At 68.6% G+C, this 24,619-nt stretch carries 25 protein-coding genes and 1 riboswitch; of the genes, 14 read left to right on the top strand and 11 right to left on the bottom strand.

Annotated features, from left to right (window positions below; all coding sequences use genetic code 11):
• The first annotated feature begins 17 nt into the window (after positions 1–17).
• Complete coding sequence (locus ACZ2G1_RS03720; RefSeq protein ID WP_348651682.1) at positions 18–383, top strand: cation diffusion facilitator family transporter; 366 nt, start codon at positions 18–20, stop codon at positions 381–383.
• Between the two features lie 543 nt (positions 384–926).
• Entirely contained in the window at positions 927–1,730 is an 804-nt protein-coding gene (locus tag ACZ2G1_RS03715; RefSeq protein WP_284563953.1) for a WecB/TagA/CpsF family glycosyltransferase, read from the top strand.
• Positions 1,731–1,841: 111 nt separating this feature from the next.
• Here ACZ2G1_RS03715 and ACZ2G1_RS03710 read toward each other — a convergent pair whose 3' ends face one another.
• The 5 genes from ACZ2G1_RS03710 to ACZ2G1_RS03690 form a co-directional block, all read right to left on the bottom strand.
• Positions 1,842–2,828 carry an SURF1 family cytochrome oxidase biogenesis protein gene (locus ACZ2G1_RS03710; protein WP_284563954.1) on the bottom strand — a complete coding sequence of 329 codons (987 nt, stop codon included), beginning with the start codon at positions 2,826–2,828 and terminating at the stop codon, positions 1,842–1,844.
• Between the two features lie 245 nt (positions 2,829–3,073).
• Entirely contained in the window at positions 3,074–3,673 is a 600-nt protein-coding gene (locus ACZ2G1_RS03705; protein ID WP_284563955.1) for a copper resistance CopC family protein, read from the bottom strand.
• A 142-nt stretch (positions 3,674–3,815) separates the two neighbouring features.
• Positions 3,816–4,469 carry a hypothetical protein gene (locus ACZ2G1_RS03700; RefSeq protein ID WP_336650717.1) on the bottom strand — a complete coding sequence of 218 codons (654 nt, stop codon included), beginning with the start codon at positions 4,467–4,469 and terminating at the stop codon, positions 3,816–3,818.
• Between the two features lie 185 nt (positions 4,470–4,654).
• Positions 4,655–6,814 carry a bifunctional copper resistance protein CopD/cytochrome c oxidase assembly protein gene (locus tag ACZ2G1_RS03695; protein ID WP_284563957.1) on the bottom strand — a complete coding sequence of 720 codons (2,160 nt, stop codon included), beginning with the start codon at positions 6,812–6,814 and terminating at the stop codon, positions 4,655–4,657.
• Positions 6,815–6,956: 142 nt separating this feature from the next.
• Positions 6,957–7,115 (bottom strand): hypothetical protein, encoded by a 159-nt coding sequence (locus ACZ2G1_RS03690; RefSeq protein WP_470377712.1) that lies wholly within the window; start codon positions 7,113–7,115, stop codon positions 6,957–6,959.
• A 952-nt stretch (positions 7,116–8,067) separates the two neighbouring features.
• On the opposite strand from ACZ2G1_RS03690, the gene ACZ2G1_RS03685 reads away from it, so the two are divergent.
• Both ACZ2G1_RS03685 and ACZ2G1_RS03680 read left to right on the top strand, forming a co-directional pair.
• A complete protein-coding gene (locus ACZ2G1_RS03685) occupies positions 8,068–8,610 on the top strand; it encodes a hypothetical protein (RefSeq protein WP_284563860.1) in 543 nt (180 codons plus the stop codon).
• 499 nt (positions 8,611–9,109) lie between these two features.
• A complete protein-coding gene (locus tag ACZ2G1_RS03680) occupies positions 9,110–9,505 on the top strand; it encodes a DUF3093 domain-containing protein (RefSeq protein WP_470377711.1) in 396 nt (131 codons plus the stop codon).
• A gap of 39 nt (positions 9,506–9,544) precedes the next feature.
• Here the strand turns inward: ACZ2G1_RS03680 and ACZ2G1_RS03675 are convergent, their stop codons facing one another.
• The 3 genes from ACZ2G1_RS03675 to ACZ2G1_RS03665 all read right to left on the bottom strand — a co-directional run bounded on the left by ACZ2G1_RS03675 (position 9,545) and on the right by ACZ2G1_RS03665 (position 12,398).
• Positions 9,545–10,240, bottom strand: a complete 696-nt coding sequence (locus ACZ2G1_RS03675; RefSeq protein ID WP_019311257.1) for a metal-dependent transcriptional regulator — start codon at positions 10,238–10,240, stop codon at positions 9,545–9,547.
• A 44-nt stretch (positions 10,241–10,284) separates the two neighbouring features.
• The gene (locus ACZ2G1_RS03670) at positions 10,285–11,565 is read right to left on the bottom strand and encodes an Nramp family divalent metal transporter (RefSeq protein WP_101851593.1); all 1,281 of its coding nucleotides are present in this window, start codon (positions 11,563–11,565) and stop codon (positions 10,285–10,287) included.
• Between the two features lie 191 nt (positions 11,566–11,756).
• Positions 11,757–12,398 carry a methyltransferase family protein gene (locus ACZ2G1_RS03665; RefSeq protein WP_019311260.1) on the bottom strand — a complete coding sequence of 214 codons (642 nt, stop codon included), beginning with the start codon at positions 12,396–12,398 and terminating at the stop codon, positions 11,757–11,759.
• A 115-nt stretch (positions 12,399–12,513) separates the two neighbouring features.
• Here ACZ2G1_RS03665 and ACZ2G1_RS03660 point away from each other — a divergent pair, with 115 nt between their 5' ends.
• Both ACZ2G1_RS03660 and ACZ2G1_RS03655 read left to right on the top strand, forming a co-directional pair.
• Entirely contained in the window at positions 12,514–12,846 is a 333-nt protein-coding gene (locus tag ACZ2G1_RS03660) for an ArsR/SmtB family transcription factor (protein WP_019311261.1), read from the top strand.
• Complete coding sequence (locus ACZ2G1_RS03655; protein WP_019311262.1) at positions 12,843–13,541, top strand: cation efflux transmembrane domain-containing protein; 699 nt, start codon at positions 12,843–12,845, stop codon at positions 13,539–13,541. The genes ACZ2G1_RS03660 and ACZ2G1_RS03655 overlap by 4 nt, the downstream gene beginning before the upstream one ends.
• Positions 13,542–13,596: 55 nt before the next feature.
• Here ACZ2G1_RS03655 and ACZ2G1_RS03650 read toward each other — a convergent pair whose 3' ends face one another.
• On the bottom strand, positions 13,597–13,749 hold the full coding sequence (locus ACZ2G1_RS03650; RefSeq protein ID WP_156125410.1) for a hypothetical protein: 153 nt from the start codon (positions 13,747–13,749) through the stop codon (positions 13,597–13,599).
• Positions 13,750–14,136: 387 nt separating this feature from the next.
• Positions 14,137–14,290: riboswitch (cyclic di-AMP (ydaO/yuaA leader) on the top strand.
• 5 nt (positions 14,291–14,295) lie between these two features.
• Between ACZ2G1_RS03650 and ACZ2G1_RS03645 the strand changes: the two genes are divergently transcribed.
• From ACZ2G1_RS03645 to ACZ2G1_RS03610, 8 genes are all read left to right on the top strand, one after another.
• The gene (locus tag ACZ2G1_RS03645; protein ID WP_470377494.1) at positions 14,296–14,955 is read left to right on the top strand and encodes a C40 family peptidase; all 660 of its coding nucleotides are present in this window, start codon (positions 14,296–14,298) and stop codon (positions 14,953–14,955) included.
• A gap of 455 nt (positions 14,956–15,410) precedes the next feature.
• A complete protein-coding gene (locus tag ACZ2G1_RS03640) occupies positions 15,411–15,779 on the top strand; it encodes an ArsR/SmtB family transcription factor (protein WP_284563862.1) in 369 nt (122 codons plus the stop codon).
• The gene (locus ACZ2G1_RS03635) at positions 15,776–16,690 is read left to right on the top strand and encodes a cation diffusion facilitator family transporter (RefSeq protein WP_019311266.1); all 915 of its coding nucleotides are present in this window, start codon (positions 15,776–15,778) and stop codon (positions 16,688–16,690) included. Before ACZ2G1_RS03640 ends, ACZ2G1_RS03635 begins: the two co-directional genes overlap by 4 nt.
• 48 nt (positions 16,691–16,738) lie before the next feature.
• Positions 16,739–17,425, top strand: a complete 687-nt coding sequence (locus tag ACZ2G1_RS03630; protein WP_019311267.1) for a DsbA family protein — start codon at positions 16,739–16,741, stop codon at positions 17,423–17,425.
• A gap of 91 nt (positions 17,426–17,516) precedes the next feature.
• Positions 17,517–19,448: a bifunctional copper resistance protein CopD/cytochrome c oxidase assembly protein gene (locus ACZ2G1_RS03625; RefSeq protein WP_180814633.1), complete on the top strand. Its 1,932-nt coding sequence runs from the start codon at positions 17,517–17,519 to the stop codon at positions 19,446–19,448.
• On the top strand, positions 19,441–20,088 hold the full coding sequence (locus ACZ2G1_RS03620; RefSeq protein ID WP_019311269.1) for a vitamin K epoxide reductase family protein: 648 nt from the start codon (positions 19,441–19,443) through the stop codon (positions 20,086–20,088). The genes ACZ2G1_RS03625 and ACZ2G1_RS03620 overlap by 8 nt, the downstream gene beginning before the upstream one ends.
• Before the next feature lie 786 nt (positions 20,089–20,874).
• On the top strand, positions 20,875–21,225 hold the full coding sequence (locus ACZ2G1_RS03615; protein WP_101851596.1) for an ArsR/SmtB family transcription factor: 351 nt from the start codon (positions 20,875–20,877) through the stop codon (positions 21,223–21,225).
• Positions 21,222–21,866, top strand: coding sequence for a cation diffusion facilitator family transporter (locus ACZ2G1_RS03610; RefSeq protein ID WP_101851597.1), 645 nt, complete (start codon positions 21,222–21,224; stop codon positions 21,864–21,866). Before ACZ2G1_RS03615 ends, ACZ2G1_RS03610 begins: the two co-directional genes overlap by 4 nt.
• A 225-nt stretch (positions 21,867–22,091) precedes the next feature.
• Here the strand turns inward: ACZ2G1_RS03610 and ACZ2G1_RS03605 are convergent, their stop codons facing one another.
• On the bottom strand, positions 22,092–23,165 hold the full coding sequence (locus ACZ2G1_RS03605) for an acyltransferase family protein (RefSeq protein WP_470377493.1): 1,074 nt from the start codon (positions 23,163–23,165) through the stop codon (positions 22,092–22,094).
• Between the two features lie 299 nt (positions 23,166–23,464).
• Positions 23,465–24,478: an arsenic resistance protein gene (locus ACZ2G1_RS03600; protein WP_336650633.1), complete on the bottom strand. Its 1,014-nt coding sequence runs from the start codon at positions 24,476–24,478 to the stop codon at positions 23,465–23,467.
• Between the last annotated feature and the right edge of the window lie 141 nt (positions 24,479–24,619).

Here is a 24,619-nt window from a genome sequence, read left to right as displayed (position 1 = left end):
CCCCCGACCCCTCTCCAGTGAGCATCATCATCCCGGTGCTCTCCCTGGTCATCATGCCGGTGCTGGCCGCGGTCAAGAAGAAGGCCGGCACGGCCCTGGGTGACGACCTGATCCTGGCTGGCGCCGCCGAGACCAGGATTTGCGTGCTGCTGTCCGTCTCCACTCTGACCGGGCTGATCCTCTTCGCGCTGACCGGCGCGGCGTGGGTAGACCCGGTGGCCGGGCTTATCCTCTTCGCCTTCGCCCTCCCCGAGGGCAAGGAGGCCGGGGCGAGCTTGTCGAGAGCGACGACGAGGACGAGGACTGATCGACATCCCGTTCCACCACGCTGGTCACGATCACCACGCAACGCTGAGGGGCCTTGTGCCTGGCAGGGCCCTTAGCTGTCCCCGGCGGGCTTGCGCATCCAGGACACAACACCCACCGCCTTACATATGGCGGATTAGCGGTTGGCCTTCGCCGAGGCCCTGTGGAGCAGGCGAGCAGGGCAAGGGGTACTGCACCTGGGTGGGAGAGACGTGGATACGTCTACCACGATGGGTTCGATGGTTTTCACCGTCATGCTCCTCCAGCGCTGTCAGCACTGGCTCGACGAGACCGCCCAACGCGACATCACAGCGCCTTGACGCCAATAGAGCATCCACTCTGCAGGACGCAACCTCGCTGGATGCACGGAGGCACATCAATGCAAATAGGTACATATTGGGGGACGGCGCAACCCGGAAGTGGGGGCACGCCGGGGGGCCCGTCGTTGCTAACGTGAATGTTGGCGGGTATTCGGGGGAACACGGGCTGGTGTCCCCGAATGCTGCGCCCACGGGAGCGTGTCCCATGCGCCAGTCAGGATCTGGGGGATCCCACGGCGGGGGCAAACGTGCCGACCGACAACCGATGAGGCAGTAACTGCCGAACCAGTGGGGGAACACATGCTTAAGTACCAGACTCAGACGGACAAGCTGGGCAAGATCGAGATCCCGGTCAGCGGCATCCGGGTGACACCGATGGACACCAATGAGCTGCACCAGTGGATTGCGGCCACGTGGGAGGAGCGGCGCAAGACCGTGATCCTCGGCCACAATCTGCACAGTCTCTACACGTGGGAGGTCAACCCGACGTTCCGCGCCTTTTACGACAAGGCCGACGTGGTGCTGACGGACGGCTTTCCCATCCTCAAAATGGCCAAGTGGCAGTCCGGGCGGCCGCTCAGCGCCAGGCGGCACCGTATCGGCACCATGGACTGGCTGCCCGGCCTGATCCGGAACACCCCCGTGCGGCGCGTGGCCGTCATCGGCGCGAGCCCCGAAAGCAACGCCGCCACGGTCGCCATGCTCCGTGCGGAGGACCCTGAGCGCACGGTCGAGGGCTGGCCCGGCGAAGGGTGGAACTCGGCCCTCGAGGACCGCATCGTCGGAACGCTCCAGGAGTTCCAGCCGGACTTCGTCATCGTGGGCCTGGGCATGCCGCTGCAGGAGGAGTTCCTGAGTCGGCACTGGGAGGAGTTGCCCACGGCGATCTACGCCGCCGTCGGCGGGGTGATCGACCAGTACTCTGGTATCCAGAAATCGGCCCCGCGCTGGCTCGGGCCCATGGGCCTGGAATGGGCCTACCGACTGGCCACCCAGCCGCGGCGGCTGGGCCACCGGTATCTCGTCGAGCCGTGGATCCTCGCCTACCTCCTGGCGGCCAAGGCCGTCCGGCAGAGCGCTGAGGGGGCGGATGCCAGTTCCTGAGCCGGCCGTGAGCGGGGGGCCGAGACTTTCCGTCCTGGCCCACCGCCTCGTGTCGGAGCGCATCACTAACGCTGCGGGTCAGTGCAACTCGTCCGTGGACCGCAGCGGGGCCTAGGTTCCGCTCCGGACCGCGGCTGGCGTCTCCAGGGCGTCCAGCATCGCGTCCTCCTCGTCCTCCCAGGTGGGGCGGGAGCGCCGCCGCTGCGGCCGGGGCCGCATGAGCGACTTCAGGTGGGCCGGCATGTCGTCGGCCATCTCCAGCTGGCGGATGACGAGCTCCTCGTCGCCCTGGCCGATGTAGTTGCCGTCCTCATCGTAGAACCGTGCGAGCCGGCGCTCCATCTCCTGGGTGAACTGGCGGTCCCACGCGTCGTTGCGGGCCTGCTGGCGGGCGGCGTAGCCGTAGGCCACGAAGAAGAGAGCCGCGAAGGCGTACCACTGCAGCGAGTAGGACAGGTGCGGTCCGGAGTCGATTTCCGGCTCGGGGGCCGGGGCGGGGGCCACCGCGGGCGCCGGGGCCTCGGTGAAGACCTGGCCGTAGGCCTCCGTGCCGATCGGGCGGTCCCACCGCTCCTGCAACTGCTCGAGCTCGATGGTGGCGATCTGCCCCTCGGGGGCCCCACGGCTGACGGCCGGCTCCCCGGGCTGGAGCCGGGCGGAGACCGTCACGGTGCCTGCGGGCGGGGTCGGGACCTCGTCGGGCATGCCGTTGGCCGATGCGCCCGTGGGGATCCAGCCGCGGTTCAGGACCACCACCTGCCCGGTGCCGGTGCGGAAGGGCACCAGGACCTCGTAGCCCACGCGTCCGTTCTGCGGCCGGTTGCGGACCAAGACCTGGTCCTGGGGCAGGTACTCGCCCGTGAGCTTGACGGGGCGCCAGGTGAGGGAGGGGTCGTGGGCGGCGAACTGCTCGGCGGCGGCCGCGCCGGTCAGGGGCTCGGCCCGGTAGTTCTGCGTGATCTTGGTGTTCTCGCCGACGAGGTGGTCGTTGCGGTCCATCTGCCAGCCGCCCAGGTACACGGAGACCACGGCGGCGGCGCAGGCGAGCAGGAGGAAGCCCAGCCATTGGCCGCTGAGCAGGAAACGGTAGGTGCCCATGTCAGACTCCACCTTCCCCGCGGCAGCCCTGGTGGGAGAGTTGCGGGGAATCCGGCCCCGCCGGGGGAGCTGCGGGGCCTCGCGGTGGCAGCGGTCCGGGCAGGTCGAACTTCACAGCGGTCGTGGTCCTCAGAGTGGGCGGTTGGGCATTCGGGGCGGTCGGGGGTGGCCCCAGGAGCACGGCTGTCGCCGCGCCCCTGGGGCCTGTGCTGTAGAGCATCTGCGCCGGCCGGGCTGCGAGGGGCTCAGCTCTTGCGGCGGCGACGGGACATCAAGCCCAGAAGCCCGATCACGGCCAGGGCCAGCACTACCACGGTGGCGCCGACGGCCCATCCGGAGAGACCCCCGGAGTCCTCCTGTGCGGCCGCGTCCTGGGCTTGGGCGGAGCTGTCCGAGCCGTCAGTCGGGGCGTCGGTCGGGGTGCTGCTGAGGCTGGGGGCCGCGGTGGTGGTGTCCGCGCCGTCACCCACTTGGTAGGTGTAGGTGCCTTCGATGGGGTGACCGTCGCTGGAGACCACCCGCCAGACCACCTGGTAGGTCCCCTCCTCGGACCCGGTCTCGGCCAGGGGCTGGACCACCTGGGAACCGTCGCGCTCGAGCGGGCCCTCGGTCACGGACTGCCCCTCGGGGCCGGTCACCAGCACCTGGTGGCCGATGTCCATGATCTCCCCGCTGTAGGAGAGCTCGATCTGTTCCGGGGCGCTCTCCAGCACGGCGCCCTGCTCGGGGGAGGTGCTCAGCACCTCGTCATGGGCGGCTGCGGGGACCAGTCCCAGGGCGGTCAGGGCGCCGACCGCGCTCAGGGTGGCGGCGGTACGGCGCAGAACAGAAGTGGTGGTCAGCATGGCAAAGGGGTCCCTTCGAGGGGCAATGAATGAGTGGGTCAGACAGAGCCGCCGAGCCGGTGGTCGATCCGGCGGCGCGTGAGTCGCCGAGTCTGTCTTCTCCGCCCACGACCACTACCGGCCCCGACAGAGGTGGTGGTGTTCAGCCGGCGGGCAACCGGGCGAGCCCGGTCGGGAGCAGAAGACTCCGACGACAACCTGCCGGTGGTCCGCGGTAGGAGCGCACCGGGCGCAGCAGCGACTGATCCGTCAGCGTATGCGGACGCCCCTGTGGGACAGGTCGGGGCCGGTGCACCACGACCGGGGCGGACAGGACCCGCCACAGCCGGCGCACGCGCAGTCGCAGGGCGTCGAGCAGGTCCACGACGGCCACCTCGCCGTGGCGCAGGAACCCGTACGTGGCCGCGGCGGCCACCACATGGAAGACCAGCATGCCGGTGCCACCATTCACCGCGTGAGCCTGAGCCTGAGCCTGCAGCACCAGGGCCGGTCCGATGGACGGTGAGCTCAGCGCCGCGTGGTGGGTGGCATCGGCCACGGTCGTCACGGATCCGGCGATGCTGAAGAGCAGATGGAAGACACCCTGGCTGACGAGCACGCCGGTGAGCAACGAGGAGCGGGAGAGCACCCGGCCGGCCAGGGCCATGCACACCGGCCCGGACAGGGCCAGGGACAGCAACACCAACAGCACCGGAGGAACGTGACCGCCGGCGGCCAGGTGGGAGGCGGCGGCGAAGGCCGTGGCCATCCCGGCTCCGGCCCACCCGCGGGCAAGTCGGCGTGCACGTGCGCTCACGCCTCCACCCCCCTCAGTTCATCAGCCGCTCGAGGCGGCGATCCCATTATGTGGTGGCCCTCGAGTGCCCCACCAAATCGACAGGCCCTGGCGGCAGGTGCCGGTCGGGCCTACACCGCGGTGCGTCGTGTCGCCTCTGTTGTCAGGCCGCCGTGAAGGTCACGGCTTCCCTCCGTGGACCTGGCTCAGGGACGCCTCGTGGGTTCGTCCCGCTCGGCGAGCCCGGCCATCATCGCGTTGTAGGCCTTGAGCTCGGCATCGTCGGTGCGGTCGGCGGCCCGGTCCACGCGACGGTTCTCCTTTTTGCCTTCGATCGCCCACATGATCGCCACGACCACGGCGACGACGACGGTGGGGAACTCTCCGATTCCCCACATCAGGGCCCCGCCGAACTGCTGGTCCTCGATCGGACTACGGCCCCAATCCCGGCCCATGTTCGCGAACCACCATGCTTGCAGCAGGGTGTCCGAGCCCATCAGGGCCACCCCGACGAAGGCGTGGTAGACCATCGTGGCCAGCAGCAGAATCAGGCGCATCATGTGGCCGGGACGGTACGGGATCGGGTCGATGCCGATCAGCACGAGCATGAACAGGTACCCGGTGATCAAGAAGTGGGTGATCATGAACACGTGCCCTACGTGGTACTGCAGGGTGAACCCGAACAGTGGGGTGAAGTAGAAGATCACGATCGAGGCCGCGAAGTTCACCGCGGCGAAGATCGGGTGCGTCACGATCTTGGAGAACGGGGAGTGCACCAGGGCCAGGATCCACTCGCGCGGCCCGCGGGACCCGTCCTGCCGGGGCTCCAGCGCCTTGAGCACCAGCGTCACCGGCGCACCCAGGACCAGGAAGATCGGCACCACCATGGTCAACATCATGTGCTCCACCATGTGTGCGGAGAACAGCACCAGGCCGTAGACGGCCACCCCACCGGAGGTGACGTAGAACAGCACCGCCAGCCCGGTCAGCCAGGAGAGGATGCGCAGCACCGACCAGGAGTCCCCGCGGCGGAGGACCTGCACGAACGCCCACAGGTAGACGGCGGCGAGGAAGACCACCACCGCCAGCCACAGTGGATCCACCCGCCAGGTGGTGAACCAGGAGGCGGCAGTGGGCTCGGTTGGCAGTGGGTACCAGGTGAGGATCTCGGCCGGGGTGGCATCCGGGGCGATCTCCTCGGGCACCGGTGGGGCGGTGCGGGACAGGGCCACGCCCACGCCCATGACCGCACCCATCACCAGCAGCTCCCCGGCCACCAGCTGCCACACCGCGCGCCGGGCGGTGAGACGGCCGGCCTCCACACCGGGGATCAACCAGCGGCGGTGGGCCAGCCCCGCCAGGCCCAGCCCCAGGGTCAGGGCGGCCTTGAGGAGCACCAACTGCCCGTAAGGGCTGAACAGTTGCTCCCAGGAGCCGATGCGCACCGCCGCATTGATGGTCCCGGAGAGGAACACCAAGAAGAAGGCCCCGAAGGCGACCGCCGAGAAGCGGCGCAGCACCACGGCGGCCATCGGCACCTGGCCCCGGACGCCGGCGCCGCGGCCGGCCCCCGCGGGCAGCGTGCCGGTGCCCGCGTCAGATCCGCTCAGCTGCGGCGAGAGCCAGGCGAGCACCGCCAGCCCACCGGTCCACAGGCACACGCCCAGCAGGTGCAGGCCCAAGGAGTTCACCGCACCCATGTGGTCCGCGCCCCCGGCAGCGTGACCGGTGAGGGCCATCGCCACCAGGGCCGTGCACGCCAGGACGAAGGTGAGCAACAGTCCCATCAGGGCCCGGACGCCGAAGACCAGGGTGGTGACCACGGCAGCGGCCACCACGGTCGCCGCCTGAGACTGCCCCAGGGAAAGATCCGTGGCGTAGTACAGCAGCTGCTGCGCGTAGGCCTCGTCCCCGCCGACCGGCACCCCCGCCACATCGGAATAGGACAGCACCAGCACCACCACGGCAGCCACCGTCCACACCACCGACGCCACCTCGGCCAGACCCATGGTGGCCGTGAACAAGGGGTGCTCCGCTTCCTGGCCTCCGTTCCGCCCGTCTGTGCGGCGGCGGAACCCACCACGTTTTTTCGGCACGACGCCCAAAGCGAAGAGCAGAGAACCCAGCACCACGACCAGGGCGCTGTTGTGCACCACCTCGACCACGGGCAGACCCCAGCGCACCAGCGCCCCCGGATCCGCCGCCAGACGAGCGGCCCCCGAGCCGCTGTAGAGCATCGCCAGGATCAACACCACCAAGGCCACCACCACGGCAGCAGCGAGCTGCCACCGCCTCACCCCGTGACCGCCCAGCCGGCCCAGCCCGGGGTGCGCCTGCCCGGTGTGCTCGGGCGTTTTCGTGCTCATGAGCTGCTCTCCTTCACCCGCCGCTGAAGAAGGCGGCGGGTTGCCTCCATTGTCCCTGCCTGGCACCCCACCCCAGCCCCACATGATCGGCCGCGCCCTTCAGCAGGTCTCCGGGACGGCCTCCTGGGCTGCGTCGGGGCTCTCATCGTCCCATCCGTGGCGTCTGGGTGGCTCGGGGGTCAGTGGGGGTGGCCAGCAGCTTTTCCCTGTACTGGATCTCGGGCTGCTGGCTGGTGAGGATCGAGTGCGCCAAGGAGGTCACGGTCGGATCCTCCGTGCACCCCAGGATGGCGGCAGCCATGCTGGGGCCGGCCTGGTGGTGGGGGATCATCAGCTACAGGTCACATCTCCCGGTCTCTGGCCCCTCAGTTTCCTCGAGTTTGGCGAGCTGCTTGGGGAATGCCCAGCGTCGCCGCAACTTTTCGTGAGGCGGCCGGGGCGAACCCGTGAGGCCCACCGTGGCCGCCGTCCTCATCCATCCATGCCATGGGCGGCTGGATCGAGACTGAGGCGCTAGTCCCTGCACCGAAAGCCACCCGTGCATCTGCCTGGCCTGTTGTTGGTGGGTGTCGGCAATAACGTACTGGACACGCAAGAAGGGCATGCCCATCCACGAAAGGATGGTCACGCCCTCAGCTCGGGAACTCTCCGCCGCGCACAGTCTGCACTGCACACAGCGGTTTCCGCAGTGCCCCCTAGCTCCTGACATCGTCCCAGGTGGGGAGCAATGTCCATCGAGATGCTTCCCCGGTCCTTGGCGGGCCGAGCGCCAGTCTTGTCCCTCTATTTTACTTCTCCCTCCCGATCGCGAGCTAGGGTCATGCCCCTAACGGTTTGAACCGGCTCGTTCTAAAACCGACAGAGGTGGTTGCCACTCGGGTCTTCCGAATCCGAGGAAACTCGCATGACTCACAGAACTTCGTACGCCGGCGTCAGGCCCATCACCGCCTGGTGGTGCTGCGCCACGTGGAGGAGGTCTGGTCGGACGGAATTCTGGACAACTCCACACCGGATCCAGGGTGCTAAGACCGCGTCGCCAACCTGGTGGGTCAGTAAGTTTCCTCGCGCCGTATGGCAGTCCTTCAGGTGGGTGCGGTGTGCACCCGTGGGTGTAGTTGGGAAATCAACTCCGGGATGGATGCTGCGCAATGACCTGGCCGACATGCTTTAGATGTCGGCGCACCAAAAATTGCCTCCGCAACAGGGGTAGGGGCTCGGCAAAATAAATCCCCGCATCTCGCCAGGAGATCAAAATGTCATCCACTCGCGCATTGTCCACGCATACCGCCAAGCCCAGCCGGCGTTACTTCTCCAAGGCCGTATTGTCCATGGCTTCGCTCACTCTGGCCGCAGGCGGCCTCGCCACCCTCGGAGCACCGGCCCAAGCCGCGGCCACGCCGACCACCCAGGTGCAGTCCGCCGCGGTGGTGACCCAGGGGCAGCAGAAGGGCTGTGATGTGGATGCTTACAAGCCGCATTACAAGAAGTATCAGGGGAAGCATTACGCCGCGTTCCCCTTCAAGGTGAAGTGCGAGAAGGGCTACACCAAGGTGCAGGTGAAGCAGTACTACTACGCCGAGGACAAGTACGGGAATTCTCACGAGCACGGCAGTGACTACTACCAGTACAGCTTCAACCACCACGGCGGTGAAACCTGGGGCGGGGGGCAGTGGCGCCACTTCAATCACCACCAGGACAAGAAGGTGTACCACGTGGTCAAGTACCGCTACTGGGACGGTCACGGCTGGTCGGACTGGTACAAGGACGTGAGCCACAAGACCGGCCTCGGGCACTGATCGCGCTTTGGTGGGGGCCATCCAGCTTGTGGCTGGCCCTCACCCACATAACATCGGTGAGGGCCCCATCCGCACGCTGTCGTGGCTGGTGACAGCACCCCGCAGCATTGCTCTTGCACCACTGGATGCAATTCTTGGGCAGCAGAACCGTGGCCTCCAGGTCCTCGACGGGGGCTCCCGAAGTGCCGGGTATCGATGAACACTCCTCACTTGTCGCCCATCACAAAGACATTTCTGGGTGGGGCAGTGATCGGGCCGAACCAGAAACCCCAGATCGGACGGGATCTGCTCCCCGGGATCACGGACCAGAAGGTCCGCGGGGGCGCTGTCATGAGAGGGTTGCAGCATGTCCCATCCTGCGTCCCCCGGCGTCTGCCCACCCGATGAGTCCCGCAGCGCCCAGGGATCCTCCCCGGCCGAACCTGGGGCCGAGAACCTTCCCGCGAAGGCCGCCCCTGGGGCGGTCCTGTACGAGGAACGGTTGTCGGCCGCGTGGTGGATGTGGTTGCTCGTGCTCTTCGCGGGCCTGGTGGGTTTCATTGCCCTGGCCCCGATCAACATGTGGGCCGGGACGGCCGTCGGGGCCGTGGTCGCCGGCGGCACTGCGGTGGCGTTGATTGTTTCGAGCACCGGGATCGTGATCACCGGGGAGTCGTTGCAGGTGGGGCGGGCCCGTATCGAGCGTCGGTTTGTGGGCGAGGCCGAAGCGTTTCGCGGCAGCGCCGTGCAACGGGTGCGGGGCCCCGAGCTTGACGCCCGCGCCTACATGAACTTCCGCGTCTCCGTGGGCCCGGTGGTCCGCATCCAGATCACCGATCCCGTGGATCCCACCCCTTATTGGTTGACCTCGACCCGTCACCCGGAGCGCATCGTCGAGATCCTCTCCGCCGGCTGAGACCGGCGTCCTGTGAGGGGCTCGTCCGGTGACCAGCTCTCAGAGGCTCCGGAGAGTATTGAGGATGGTGATGGGTGTCACCCAGATGGCCTCGGCTTCCACCGGGGCCAGATCGATCGCGGTGTGCTGGTTCCCCGGTACACCGGTGGTTCCGCTGGCTCCCTGGGCGATGACACGAAAAGGCCCGCCCGGCACGAGGCCGCAGGCGCGGAACCGGGTCAGGAGTTGCGGGTCGGCATCAGAGAGACGAACGATCTCGTATCGTCCCGGCCTCGCCCTGGTGAGCCGGGTGGTGTTGAGTGGGCGGCGGGTGCGTCCCTGCGCGGTGGGGATCGGGTCCCCGTGCGGATCGGCCGTAGGCTGTCCCAGCTGGGCGTCGATGCGCTCGATCATCGCGTCGGAGACGGCGTGCTCGAGACGTTCGGCCTCGTCGTGGACCTCCTCCCACGGATACCCCAGGGTGGTGACGAGGAAGGTCTCCAGCAGTCGGTGCCGGCGCACCATCGCGACCGCGTACGCGCGCCCCTGCGGGGTGAGGGTGACGGGTTTGTAGGGCTGGTACTCGACGAGCCCCTGGGCGGCCAGTCGCTTGACGGTGTCGGTGACGTTGGGGGCGGAGGTCCCCATCCGCGCCGCCAGGGCTGTGGTGGTGATCGGCGGGTCGCCCCATTCGGTGGCCGACCAGATCGCCTTGAGATAGTCCTGGGCGACCGGGGTGATCTCACTCAAGTCCATGGGATCCACGCTACCGAGTGCCGCGCCGGAGCTGCCGGGCCCACTCAATCGGCCCCGGTGGCGGTCAGGATGATCAGCGCCAGATTCAACGACACGATCAGGGCCACGACCACCCAGGCGGCGACAGTCAAGGCCACCTTGTTCACGAAGGCGCCCATCAGATCCCGGTTGCTGCTCAGTCGCACCAACGGGATCAGGGCGAAAGGGATGCCCAGGCTCAGCAGCACCTGGGACAGCACCAGCGCCCAGGTCGGGTCCACCCCGACGGCGATGATGACCAGGGCCGGGATCAGGGTGATCAGCCGGCGGGTGAACACCGGGATGCGCACGTGCAGCAACCCGCCCATGATCGCTGATCCGGCGTAGGAGCCCACCGAGGTCGAGGCCAGACCGGAGGCCAGCAACCCGATGCCGAAGGCGACCCCGACGGCCGGGCCCAGGGCGGCGGTGATCGCCGCATGGGCTCCTTCGATGCTGTCGGTGCCGGGCACCCCGGCGAGATTGCCCGCGGCCAAAAGCAGCATCGCGATGTTCACCGACCCGGCCACGAGCAGGGACAGCAGCACGTCCCACCGGGTGGCGGTCAGCAGCCGCGGCAGGGCCTCGGCGGGCACCGAGTGCCCGTGGCGGTCCCGCGCCAGGGCGGAGTGGGCGTAGATGGCGTGGGGCATCACCGTGGCCCCGAGCATGCTCGCGGCCAGCAGGACCGTCGGGGTGCCCTCGAACCGTGGGACGATCCCGGCGACGGCCTCGTCCCACGACACGGGGCCGAAGAACAGGCCGGTGACGAAACCGGCGGTGACGATCGCCAGTAGGCCGGTCACGACGAACTCGAAAAACCGAGGGCCCCGGCGGGTCTGCAGGACCAGCAGCAGCATCGAGATCACCCCGACGATCACGCCCCCGGCCAGCAGCGGGATCCCGAAGAGGATGTGCAGGGCGATCGCCCCGCCGATTACCTCGGCCAGGTCAGTGGCCGCGGCCACCAGCTCGGCCTGGACCCAGTAGGCCAGCCGCCAGCCCCGGGGCAATCGGTCGCCCAGCAACTCGGGCAGGCTCGATCCGGTGACCAGCCCGACCTTCGCCGAGAGGTACTGGATGAGTACCGCCATGGCATTGGCGGCCACCAGCACCCACACCAACAGGTACCCGTACTGGGCGCCGGCGGTGAGGTTCGCCGCGACGTTGCCCGGGTCCACGTAGGCGACCGCGGCCACGAAGGCTGGACCCAACAACCAGGGCAGCGGTTGGCGGCGCACCCACCGCTCTCCTGGGGAAGTGGCGGCAACACCTGTTGAGCCGGTGCGCCCGGTCCCGGTCCTCATAGAAAGTTAAGCTATACGAACTTTCCGGCGCGGGGAATGGGGGCCCGGCCTCGAGGGCTTGGTCATGCCCCCAAACGTGCGCGCGCAGGAGGGGCTGGGCGCCTCGACAGCCGATCACAGGGGCATGGAACTCCGGACGGTGCTGGTCTCCTGGGGTGGGGGAACTGTCGGCCAGTGGTGGGGTCCTGGGTTCAGGGGGTCAGCTCGCCCAGGGGTGCGGGGCGGAGTCGGCCGAGACCGGGCATGAACCGGCCGACATGAGCGGCGTAGGAGGCGTAGGCCTGTCGGTGGGTGCTCAGCAGGTAGGGCTCTTCGACGAGACGGACCTGCAGCTCCACGGCCACCAGCAAGCACAGCCACGCCGCTGCAGTGACCACGGTGGGCACCAGGAGGGTCAGGCCGGCCAGGGTGGTGAGCATCGCGGTGAAAATCGGGTTGCGGACCACGGCGAAAGCCCCGGTGGTGACCAGCTCGGTGCGTTCGGTGGCGTCGACACCCACCCGCCAGGAGGCGCCCATGCCGGCCTGGGCGGCTAGTACACCGAGGAAACCCACCACGGTGACGACCGCCCCGGCCCAGGACAGTGCTTGCGGGAGCCGGGGTGCGGCCACGGTGCCGGTGAGGGCCAGGACGGGCCCGGCCGCACCGAGAACCAGGGCGGCCGCGAACAGGATCCCGCCCCACCACTCGGGCGAGCCGGGCGCCCCGCTCACCCCGCGGAAGCCGCTGGAGCCGGTGCGGCGCCGGTGGATCCACGACCGCACACCGAAGGCGGTCACCAGGCCGGCCAGGTACAGGCCCAGCGCCAGAGCCGGGGCCACTTCCGACATCATCACGGTCCTCCTCGATCCGGCAAACGCAGCACGCCCCGGGTGACCCGCTGGTGCGCCCGAGGAGTGCCAGCAGGCCACCCCTCAACAGTACACAGAAACCTGTACCGTAGGGGGGATGACCGCGGTGACCCCCACCCATACTTCGGCCCTGTCCCGGTTGGGCCATGCTCTCTCGGACGGGACCCGGACCCGGATCCTGCTGTCCCTCCGAGACGCCCCGGCCCGGCCCTCGGAACTGGCTCAGGCCCTGGGGGTGTCCAAGCAGGTGATCTCCAACCAGCTGGGGTGCCTGCGCGGGTGCGGGCTGGTGACCTCCACCGCCGAGGGGCGCAGCACCTGGTACTCCCTGGCCGATCCCCGCCTCGGGGCCGCCCTGGGGGACCTGCTGGAGCTGGTGGTCACCGTGGACCCGACCTGCTGCTCCCCGGAAGGATGCACCTGCACATGACCTCCCTGACCCTGGACCCCAAGCCCATCGCCGATGCACGCCGGGCGGTGCTGCATCGCAGGGTGCGCTGGATCGTGGCCGGCACCATCACCTACAACGTGCTCGAGGCGGTCATCGCCCTGACCGCCGGCACCATCGCCTCCTCCTCGGCGCTGATCGGCTTCGGCCTGGACTCGATCGTGGAGGTCCTCTCCGCGGCGGCGGTGGCGTGGCAGTTCGCCGCCCCGGACCCGCACCGACGGGAAAAGGTGGCGATGCGGGTGATCGCGTTCTCCTTCTTCGGCCTGGCTGCCTTCGTCACCGTCGATGCGATCCGCGCCCTGCTCGGGGCCGCCGAGCCGGAACACTCCCCGGTCGGGATCGCCCTGGCCGCGGTGAGCCTGCTCATCATGCCGTTCCTGTCCTGGTTCGAACGCCGCACCGGCCGGGAGCTGGGCTCTGCTTCTGCGGTGGCCGATTCCAAGCAGACCCTGCTGTGCACCTACCTCTCCGCCGTGCTGCTGGTAGGCCTGGTGCTCAACAGCACCCTGGGCTGGTCCTGGGCCGACCCGCTGGCTGCGCTGGTGATCGCCGCCGTGGCGGTCAAGGAGGGGCTGGAGGCCTGGCGCGGAGACGCCTGCTGCACTCCCGTTGCGGTCCTCACCGCCGAGGACGGTGCACACTGCGGTGGATGCGGTCCCAACTGCGCCCACTGAGCACGGTCGGCACGCGTCGGCGCCCCGAGACGAGGACGCCGGGGCGCACGGCTTCTCAGGAACCGAGGTAGACGGAGATCGCGGCGAACAGCGCAACTCCGCCGGTGAGCAGGATCGGTCCCGGCACGCTGGTGTCGCCTTCGTGGGCTTGGTCGGGCATCTCCTCGACCACAACGCTGGCTAACGTTCCGCCAGTCAGTGCGAGCATGGACAGAGCCCAAATTTCCGGGGCTTGATGCAGCGCGAAATATCCCAGGATGGCCGCGGGCTTCGCTCTCGATCCACCCGCCGCGCCTTTTGAAGTGGCTCCTGTCCCCACCGCTGTGTGGGCGACGACTCCCCGCGCAGCGCCCACGCACCAACAAGCCACCTCACTCAAAGCGCAGAGCGCCCCGCCTTTCTCGGGAAATTAACAGGAAAAAGCCGACAACAATTCAGGTCTTCATCAAGCCTTGACCACTTCTTTACGATCTCTATACATTCCCGAATCGGATTGTGATTGTTTCGTAATCTCCTTGTACTCTTCAGTGCGTGCCGACCACTGATCCTGTCGGCGCCCTCGTGGCACATCGCCGAGTTCTGCCGGTGCCCGGGGTTCCTGAAGAGAAATCGCTTGGCAGAAGCGGGGGAACCATTACCGGTCCCGGTGATCCGGGGCCTTGGGGTTAAGTCTCAGAGCGCGTGCGTTCTGCGACCGGGTGTCTCCCACCCGCATCCGACAGCTCACCTCGTAGGCAAAGGGAGGAACTCCACCATGTCGCTTTTCAAGCTGAACGCTGCCCGCCACCGCGCCGAGACCTCGTCCCGAGCTGTGCGCACCACCACCATCGCCGCCGCCGCCGGCGCAGCGCTGGTGGGCTCCATCGCTCCGGCCCAGGCCTACGCCGAAATCCCCGCCGCCTCCGGGTCCTCCTATGCGGCTCCGGCCTCGGCGATGGCCGATCTGGCCTCCTACACCTACCAGGCCCCGGTCGCCGCGCAGCCCGCCGCCCCCGCCGACCAAGCCCCGGCCCCGCAGCAGAGCGCCGCCACCTCGAGCGTGAGCCCGCAGTCCACCGCCATCACCGAGATCGCCCCGGCCGCCGGCGGCATCGTGGGCACGGCCATGCAGGGCGTGGGCACCGGCTACGTCTGGGGCGGGACCTCCTTCGGGGCCTGGGACTGCTCCGGATTCACCGGCTGGGTCTACGCCCAGAACGGCATCGACATCCCCCGCACCAGCTTCCAGCAGATCGCCGCCGCCACCCCGACGTCCAACCCGCAGCCTGGTGACCTGGTGTCCCAGAACGGCGGCAACCACATCGGCATCTACATCGGTGGCGGCAAGATGGTCTCGGCGCTGAACCCGACCCAGGGCACCTTCGTCCACTCCGTCAACGCCATGCCCGTCGACGGGTACTACACCTACCGGTGAGTCTCGCCGATGTGGTGAAGGCCGGCCGGTGGGCTCATCCGTCAGGTGCGGAGTGCCCCGCCAGGATCATCGTCGATGGACCGCATGGGTGCACTCGGATGGACCGCATGGGTGCACTCCGCAGCTGTAGCCGCAGACTCGAACGATTGCCACGATCCTGTCGATGTGCACACGCCAGCGAATCGGCACACGGGGAGCAGTCCTGCGGAGAGGATCGGAGAGTGCTCATGGCCTTGCCCTGTCTTCCGCTGGACGCGGGCAGTGCTTATCCTGCTCCGCCTCGGCATTGGAGCGAGAGCCCTTAGGGTGCAGCGATGGCTCGGGGGACGGGGATGCCGCAGTGGCGGACGGCACCCCCGTCCGCCCTCACCGTATGAATACGAGCTGGACATTGCCCGATCATCAAGGGAAGCCCCTCATCTCCTTTGATACAGATTCTGCTGTACGGTTATTGGATGAGGATCTTGTCCCCGGTCGCGGTGATGTCCCGTTTCGGCAAAGCACTGGCCGATCCCACCCGGGCCGCGGTGCTGCTGCAGCTGCAGCAGGGCCCAGCGGTGCCCTCGGAACTGGCGGCCCGGATCGGGGTGAGCCGGCAGATCCTGTCCAACCACCTGGCCTGTCTGCGCGACTGCGGGTTGGTCGTGGGCGTGCCGGTGGGGCGCAACGTGCGCTATGAACTCTCGGACCCCAAGCTGGCCCACGCGTTGGAGGACCTGCTGGGCACTATCCTCACCGTCGAACCGGTGTGCCGGTGCGGGACACCCGAGTGCGCCGCCGAGGCCCTCGCCGATGACGCCACCACCCAGGAGATTCCGGTATGAGCGGCGAGCACGATCATTCCCACGCCGGCGCCGGGCGGAGGGGGAAACTGGCAGTGGTGTTCGCCATCACCGCCACGATTATGGTCGCCGAGATCATCGGTGCGGTGGTCTCGGGCAGCCTGGCGCTGCTGGCCGATGCCGGGCACATGTTCACCGACTCGGCCGGGCTGCTCATCGCCCTCACCGCCGCGACCCTGGCGCTGAAACCGGCCACGGACAAACGCACCTGGGGGTACCAGCGCGCCGAGATCGTCGCCGCGGCCGCCCAGGCCTCGGTGCTGCTGGCTGTGGGCGGGTTCATCGCCGTCGAAGGGGTGCGCCGGCTGTTGGAGCCCCCCGAGGTCGAGTCCACGGCCATGCTGTGGTTCGGGGTGGTCGGGCTGGTCGGCAACATCATCGGGCTGGTCATCCTCGCCTCGGGCCGGGGGGAGAACCTGAACATGAAGGCCGCGTTCCTGGAGGTGGCCAACGACGCCCTGGGCTCGGTAGCGGTGATCGTCTCCGCGATCGTCATCGCCACCACCGGGTGGACCCGGGCGGATGCGGTCGTGTCCTTGTTGATCGCCGCCCTGATCGTGCCGCGGGCTCTGATCCTGCTGCGCGACACCATCGAGGTCCTGATGGAAACCACCCCGAAGGGCCTGGACCTCGAGCAGGTCCGCACCCGCTTGGAAGCCCTGCCGCACGTGGTCGGTGTGCACGATCTGCACGCCTCGCGCATCGACTCCGACACCCCGGTGCTCTCGGCCCACGTCACCGTCCACGACGGCTGCCTGAACGCTGAGCACGCCGGGGTCGTCCTGGCGGATCTGCAGGCCTGCGTGGCCCGTGACTTCGACGTAGCCATCGAGCACTCCACCTTCCAGATCGAACCGGCCTCCCACCGCCACGATGAGACCCTCCACCCCTAGCCCCCTCCACCGGTACGCCCTGCTGCCGGAGACAGAACGGACACCCCTGTGAGTACTACCGCCAGCCCGCCCACCCCAAAGCAGAAGCCCTCCAAGGCCAAGATCATCGTGTGGGTCCTCCTGGTCGCCGTCGTGGCCGCCGTGGCCATCCCGATCCTCATCGCCCGTGCCAACTCCACCCCCGAAACGGTGCCCCAGGGCCAGGGGCAGGTCGTGCGGGAGAACAGCCGGGTGCTCTCCCAGGCACCGGACGAACAGGCCGTGCTGGTGGAGTTCCTGGACTATGAGTGCGAAGGGTGCCGGGCCGCCTACCCCGTCATCGAGGAGCTGCGGGCCGAGTACGCCGACACCGTCACCTTCGTCCACCGCTACTTCCCGCTGCCGGGCCACCGCAACTCCATGAACGCCGCCCTCGCGGTCGAAGCCGCCGCCCAGCAGGGACAGTACGAGGCGATGTACCAGCGTATGTTCGAGACCCAGGAACAGTGGGGGGAGTCGGCCGAGGACCAGAGCGCGGTCTTCCGCGGCTTTGCCGAAGACCTCGGCCTGGACATGGCCGCCTTCGACGCCGCGGTGGCTGATCCGGCCACCCAGGAGCGCATCGAGCTCGATGTCGCTGACGGTGAGGCTCTGGGGGTGGGTGGGACTCCCACGTTCTTCCTCGATGGGGAAGTGCTCAACCCCGAGTCCCTGGAAGGCTTCCGGGACGCCGTCGAAACCGCAGCCACCGACTGACCCAATGGTCACCCCACCCCACACGCCCACCCCGCCGGTGGTCCTCCCCCCGCCTCCCGGCCCGACGCCGACTGGACGGCGCCGGCGCGCCATGGCTGCCGTCTACATCGGTATCGGGGTGGGGACCTTGGCCGTGCTGTGGGTGGCCCTGGGATCCTCCGGGGCCACCGCGCCCCGGGAAGTGCTCGATCCCGGGGTCCTGGTGCGCTGGGGGTTGCCGCTGGCCACGACCGTGCATCACCTGGCCATGGGCATCACCTGGGCCGGGCTGGTCTTCGCCACCACCGTGGTGCCCCGGTCCACTCCGGTCCCCGGAGCGGGACAGACCAGGGCCGAGCACCCGGCCTTCGCCCGGGCCATGACGGTGGCTGCGGCCGCGGCCGCGGTGTGGACCCTGGCGGCGGTGGCGATCATCGTGCTCAGCTACGCCGACACCATCGGGGCTCCCGTGTCCGGCTCGGCCGAGTTCACCGGGCAACTGGGTTACTACGTGACCCGCCTGATCCCCGGCCAAGCATGGGCCGTCACCGCGGTGGCCGCGGCACTGACCACCACCCTGGCCGTGCTCGTTCGTTCCCCGGCGGCGGTGGCCGCCACCGCCCTGGTGGCCCTGGCCGCCGTCATCCCGCTGTCCCAACTGGGACACGTGGCCGGGGTCGATGATCACAACGGGGCCGTCAATGCTCTGGCCCTGCACCTGCTCGGTGCCGGGATCTGGACCGGCGGGATCATCGTGCTCGCCCTGCTCGCCCCGCTGCTGACCGCCCCCGCCACCGGCCACGGGTCAGCCCGGACCGTGCTGGAACGCTTCTCGGCCCTGGCCGGGGTGGCCTTCGTCCTGGTCGCCATCTCGGGGGTCATCAACACCGTCTACCGGATCGGTGGTTGGGACGGGCTGGACTCCGGCTACGGGGCGCTGGTGATCACCAAGACGATCGCCACCGTGGTCCTGGGCGTGCTGGGATACCTGAACCGCCGGGCGATCACCGCCGGCACCCCGACGCTAGGCCGGGTGTGGCGGCTGATCACCGTGGAGGTCTTCATCCTCTGCGCCGTGATGGCCCTGGGCGTGGCCCTGGCACGCACCCCCACCCCGGTGCCTCTGGAGAGACAACCTGACATCACCCCCGCGGAGATCCTCACCGGCTACCTCCTGCCCCCGCCCCTGAGCTTCTCCGGTTGGTTCACCCAGTGGCGCGTCGACTGGCTGTGGATCGCCGTGGCGATCCTCGCGGCTTGCCTCTACCTGGGCGGGGCCCGACACCTGCGCCGCACCGGCGCACCATGGCCGGTGGCACGCACGGCCGCATTCCTGGCCGGTCTGGTGCTGCTGGTCTACGTCACCTGCGGAGCGATGGCCCTCTACGCCCCGATCCTGTTCAGCGTCCACACCGCCGCCCACCTGCTGCTGAGCTTCCCGGTGCCGCTGCTGCTGATCGCCGGAGCGCCCGGCCGCCTGGCCGCGGCCCTGGTTCCGGTCCGCACTGACGGCAGCACCGGGTGGTGCGAGCTCGCCGCTGCATGGCGCACCTCCCGGGCCGGGGCCCTGCTGGCTCACCCGGCCCCGGCCGGGATCCTGATGCTGGCCGGGCTGGGCGTCTTCTACTACACCCCCGCCTTCGCCGTGGCCCTGCACACCCACGTCGGCCACGAGCTGATGAACACCACCGCCGTGGCCCTGGGCCTGATTTTCGCTACCGCCGCGCTGGCCGCCCCACCGGACCGCAGAGCGGTGCGCACGCAGGCCTTGGTGCTGCTCGCGGTGGCCACCGTGCTGGGGATCTGGGTGGTGTTCACGGCCCTGTCACCGACGGTGATCCAACCAGAGTGGTTCTCCGGACTCGGCCGAGACTGGGGGCCTTCTCCGCTGGCGGATCAACAATCCGCGGCCCATTCCATCCTCTTGGCCGGGGTCCTGCCCCTGTTGGCCGCGGCCCTGGCCGTCCTGGCTCGAAGACACCAGCACGGCACCACCGACGCCACCGTTGATCGAGGAACCCCCAAGGACATCCACCATGGCTGAAACCACCACCAGCGCCCACCGCCACCCAGGCGCCGGCCCGGTCGCCGAGGAGCACCTGCCCGGATTCGCCCGTCGCCGCCCCTTCGCCCTGGTCCTGTTGGTGACCGGGGTGATCGGGTGGGTCGCCTCGGCGATTCTGGTGCTCGAGCGCCTTCAGCTCTACAAGGACCCGGGCCACGTCACCAGTTGTGACATCAACCCCTGGGTGTCCTGCGGGCAAGTCATGGGCACCTGGCAGTCGGAGCTCTTCGGCTTCCCCAACCCGCTGATCGGCATCGTCGCCTTCGCGGTGGTGATCACCACCGCCATGACGATCCTGGCCGGGGCCCGCCTCGGGCGCTGGTACTGGGCGGGCCTGCAGGTCGGGGTCACTCTCGGGGCGGTGTTCGTGATCTGGCTGTGGTCCCAGGCCCTGTTCGCGATCTACATCCTGTGCCTGTACTGCATGATCGTGTGGGCGGCGATGATCCCGCTGTTCCTCCTGCTCACCGTGCGCAACCTCGCCCACGGCGTCATCCCCGCCCCGCCCCGGTTGGTGCGCTTCGCCACCGAGTGGGCCTGGACCCTGGTGGCCATCGCCTACGTGGCCGTGGCTGCCTCGGTGTTCTTCCGCTTCTTTTCTACCTTCACCGGCCTCTGACCCACCCCTGAACGATTCCGGCCATAGCGCCCCTTCAAAGATGCCATGGCCACGATGTCCAGCGACCCGACAACTGCCCCCTGGATCTTGCCGCAGCACCTGCTGTTGGATGTCCTCGAACAACAGCCAGAGGGCCCCTGCCATGGCAGGGGCCCTCTGGCTGTTCCCGACGGTGCCGCGCATCCGGTGACACGACGCGCTCCGTTTGAGGGATGGAAGCGACCACCATTAGTGGGACACCCACGCCAGTGCTGCCCCTGCTCATCGGAGGATGCCCGTATTGACTTCGAAGTCGTTTGTATAGCTTTCCTCAAGACGGCGTGAAGATTCCCCATAGCTTGCTCCCTGGCTGCTCTACGGGCTGTTCGTCCGAGCCAGTGAGGGCATAATTTGCAAGTGAGAACACCCCGTTCTCATCACCCCGTGCACGGGCGTTAGGGTGCCCCAGTCTTTGCTCCCCTTAGGCTGGGGCACCCGTCGATATTGTCGAAAAGCGACGTAGCCCGGACCGGAGAATCCGACGGGCACAGGACGGCCTCTCAGATCCTCAATGGGCAATCCGAAGGTGAGGCCCCCGAGGCTTCCCCAATGAGCACCATCATCCTGGTGCTCGCGCTGATCATCCTGTCGGTGCTGGCCGCGGCCAAGAAGCTCACCCACGGCATCATTCCCGCCCGATTGGTGCGCTTGGCCTCCGAGTGGGCCTGATCGATGACCAGTGCCCTTGGCAAGCACAAGCACATCGTCACTCAACGATCAATCGCCATTAAGCGATAACATCGACTCATGACGGACATCAGTTGTGTGGCCGACCTGGACCCGGCCGTGGCCCTGTTCCACTCCCTGTCCGATCCCACCCGCCTGACCATCGTGGCCCGCCTGGCCGCCGGTGAGGCCCGCGTGCGGGACCTCGTCGAGCAGACCGGTCTGGCCCAGTCCACCGTCTCGGCCCATGTGTCCTGCCTGCGCGAGTGCGGGCTGGTGGTCGGGCGCACCGAGGGCCGGCAGACCTTTTACACACTGGCCCGCCCGGAACTGATGGACCTGCTGGCCACCGCTGAGACACTGCTGGCGGCCACCGGGTCGAAGGTCGCGCTCTGCCCCACCTACGGCACGTCCACGGAAGGTGATCGATGAGCAACCCCACCACCACCTTGTCTCCTATGGAGACCGAAGCCCTCACCCGTCGCGGGCTGCGCTTGGCCCAGTTCACCGTCGGCTACAACGTCGTCGAAGGCGTCGTTGCCGTCACCGCCGGCCTGCTGGCCGGGCTGGTCTCCGTGGTCGGCTTCGGTATCGACTCGGGCATCGAGTCCATCGCCGCGGTGCTGGTCGCCTTGCGCCTGTCCGCGCGGCTGCGCCACGGTGTGACCGATGAGCGTAAGGAGAAGATCGCCCTGCGCCTGGTGGCGGTGACCTTCTTCGTCCTCGCCGCCTACGTCACTTACGAAGGGATCCGGTCCCTGCTCGCGGGGGAGACCCCGGAATCCTCCCCGGCGAGCATCATCGTCCTGGTGCTCTCACTGACCATCATGCCGATCCTGGCCGCGGCCAAGAAGAAGGTCGGCACGACCCTGGGGGACAATCTCATCCTCGCCGACGCGGCCGAGACCAGGATCTGCGTGCTGTTGTCGGTCTCCACTCTGGTCGGGCTGCTCATCTTCGCCCTCACCGGAGCGGCATGGGTGGATCCGGTGGCCGGGTTCGTCATCGCCGCCTTCGCGATCCATGAGGGCAAGGAAGCCTGGGAAGGCGAGCTCGTAGAGAACGACGGCTGATCGGCATCCCACGCCACGACGGTGGTCATGATCACCGCGCAACGCCGAGTGGCCCTGTGACAAGCAGTGCTCCTCAATCGTCCTCGACGAGGGTGCCCATTCGGGACATAACGTCCACCGCTTTACATATGGTCAGCTACCGGTTTTCCGTGAGGCGATGTTGCAGTGGGGGTTCCCCGGGTCTGGGGGCAGGTGCACCGCCAGGACGCCGGCGGCCCGGCCGGGTCAGTCCGGACGGCGCCCCGTCACGGCCGCGGCGTGCGGGCCCTCTGCGCCGTCGGAGGGGACCCTCCGGTCGGGCCGGTCGCGGGGATCGAGCCACGCCTTGGCCCGCAGGGCGGGCTTCTCGACGAGCGTCCACGACAGCAGCGCCAGGGGCAGCGTCAGCAGGACGACGAGCAGGGAGTTGACGGCGACGCCCCACGACGCCGTGCCGAGCAGCACGAGGAGCTGCTGCACCGGGTACGCGTAGATGTAGACGCCGTAGGAGAGGTCGGTGCGGGTGGTCCAGTTCCGGGACGGGCTGGCGCCGAGGCCGAGGAGCAGCACGGCGAGCGGCAGCTGCCCGTACAGGTCCGCCCAGCCCTGGTCCGTCAGCACGGCGTAGACGACGCCCGCCCCCACGACGTGCACCCAGGTGGGACGCCACCTTCCCGCCCAGGCCCAGACCGCCGCACCCGCCAGGAAGTAGCCCACCAGCCGGGCGCCACTGAGATAGATGCCGGTCGTGACCTCCAGCGGGCCCTCGACCAAGGGCCGGAGCACGAGCACGGCGAGGAACATCCCCGGGAGCACCCACCGGGCGTGCCGCGCCGCGACGGCGACGCTGAGGACCAGGCCGATCAGCACGTAGGCGAGGGCCTCGTAGAACAGCGTCCAGAGCGAGCCGTTCCAGGAGTCCGGAGCCGGAACCGCGGTCAGCGTCCCGTCGATGCCCCACTGCGACATTCTCAGGTCGGCGTTGCTCAGCACGAAGCCGGCCGCGGAAGCGAGGTCGAGCGGCCTGCCCTCGATGGCGGCCGCGAGCGGCGCGAAGACGACGGCCACCACGAGCAGGCTCACCAGGAAGGCCGGGTAGATGCGCAGGAACCGTCGCCACAGGTACGGCATCAGCGTGGTCCGCACCCTGCTCTCGGCGATGAGGTAGCCGCTGAGCACGAAGAAGCCGTTGACGGCCACGTCGGACAGGAAAACGAGGCTCGGGCCGTCCGCGCCGGTCAGCGGCCAGGCGTGGCCCAGGATGACCACAGACGCCAGGACCAGGCGAATGGCATTGAGGCGGTTGTGGCGGTCGCTCAAGCGTTCCTGGAGAGTCGTGGCCACGGCAGCTGCCTTCCGGAAGTGTGCGGGCAGCGCGGCCGGTGTGGTCTGCTGCAGGATGTGGGTCGGTCCGCCGGGTGCAGGAGCAGATGTGACGCCGGGCCACCACCCATCCGAGCACGAGTTTAGTTATGCAAATACATGGTGTGTGCTGTGCCGCACAAGTGGGGACGGAATCACTCCTGCGCACGGCCAGCATGAGGCCGTTTGATTTACATATGGCCGTCTACCGGACACTTCCCAGGACCGCGACGCTGCGCTAAAGGGTTGCTTTCCGGTCAGGCGCCGGCCGCCTGTCGCTCTACCTGCTTCGGGGCGCGCACGATCTGGGCCAGTACCGCCAGTACGGGCAGCTCCACCAAGGGGCCCACGACCAGGGCGACGGCGATCAGTGGCCGGTCCGGGAACGCGGCCACCGCAAGAGCCAGGGCGATCGGGGAGTTCCGGGCGGTGGTGGTCATGGTCAGCGTCACTCGCTGGTCGGCCGGCAGGCGCAGTGCGCGGGCGGTGGCGGTGGCGGCCAGGGGGGCGATGACGAAGAACGCCGCCAGCGGCACCAGCAACATGGCCAGCTCGTCCAGGTGGGCCAGCACGGTGCGGGCCTGCCAGGCGAACATCGCGAACACCGCCAGGTACAGCAGCGGCAGCACCAGACGCCCGGCCGGATTCAGGATCCGCTGCTCGCGCCAGGCTACGCCCCGGTACCGGGCGGAGGCCCAGCGCGCGAGCAGGGCCACCGCCAAGGGCACGGCCAGCACCAGCAGCACCGACTCGGCCAGCGTGCCGAGATCGACCATGGCCGCCTGCCCGCCCAGCAGCAGCACGTAGAGCGGCAGCAGCAGCAGCTGCAGGATCAGGTTCACCGGCAACAAGGCCGCGGCGATCCCGGAATGGCCCCGGGCCATCGCGGTGAACACCAAGTACCAGTCCGTGCACGGGGTCACCAGCAGCAGCAGCAACCCGATCCGCAGGTCCGGTGATCCACCCAGCAGCCCCGCACCCAGTCCCCAGGCCAGCAACGGGGTGAACACAAAGTTGAGCACCAGGCTGGCCGCCACCACCGCCCGGGCGCGTTTGGCCTGGGCGAGCTGGGTCGCGTCCATCTGCACGAACACCGCCGCGAGCATCACCATCAACGCCGGCAGCACCACGTGCTCGGCGGCCGCACCGACCGACCAGGCCACTCCCACCGCCAGGCCGGCCACAGCGGCGACCGCCACCAGCACACTTTGCAACCGTTCCCACCAGGACATGGGGTACTCCTCCTTCTCGATGCGGTGGATCTCGACCATCCGCTGTCCTTCGTCGATGCCACCCACCGGACAGTCATCAACCCAGGCGCGGGCCGTCACGTGCGCGCGGACGCGGCGCTTACGTAAGTCAGGGGAGGATCGTAAACCTTAGAGATGGGTTGAAGGTCAAGTCGGGGGTGC

It is taken from the genome of Kocuria sp. KKT182, from assembly GCF_055635395.1.
The sequence above is the reverse complement of the archived record's forward strand: the minus strand, read 5'-3'. Positions and strand labels throughout refer to the sequence as shown.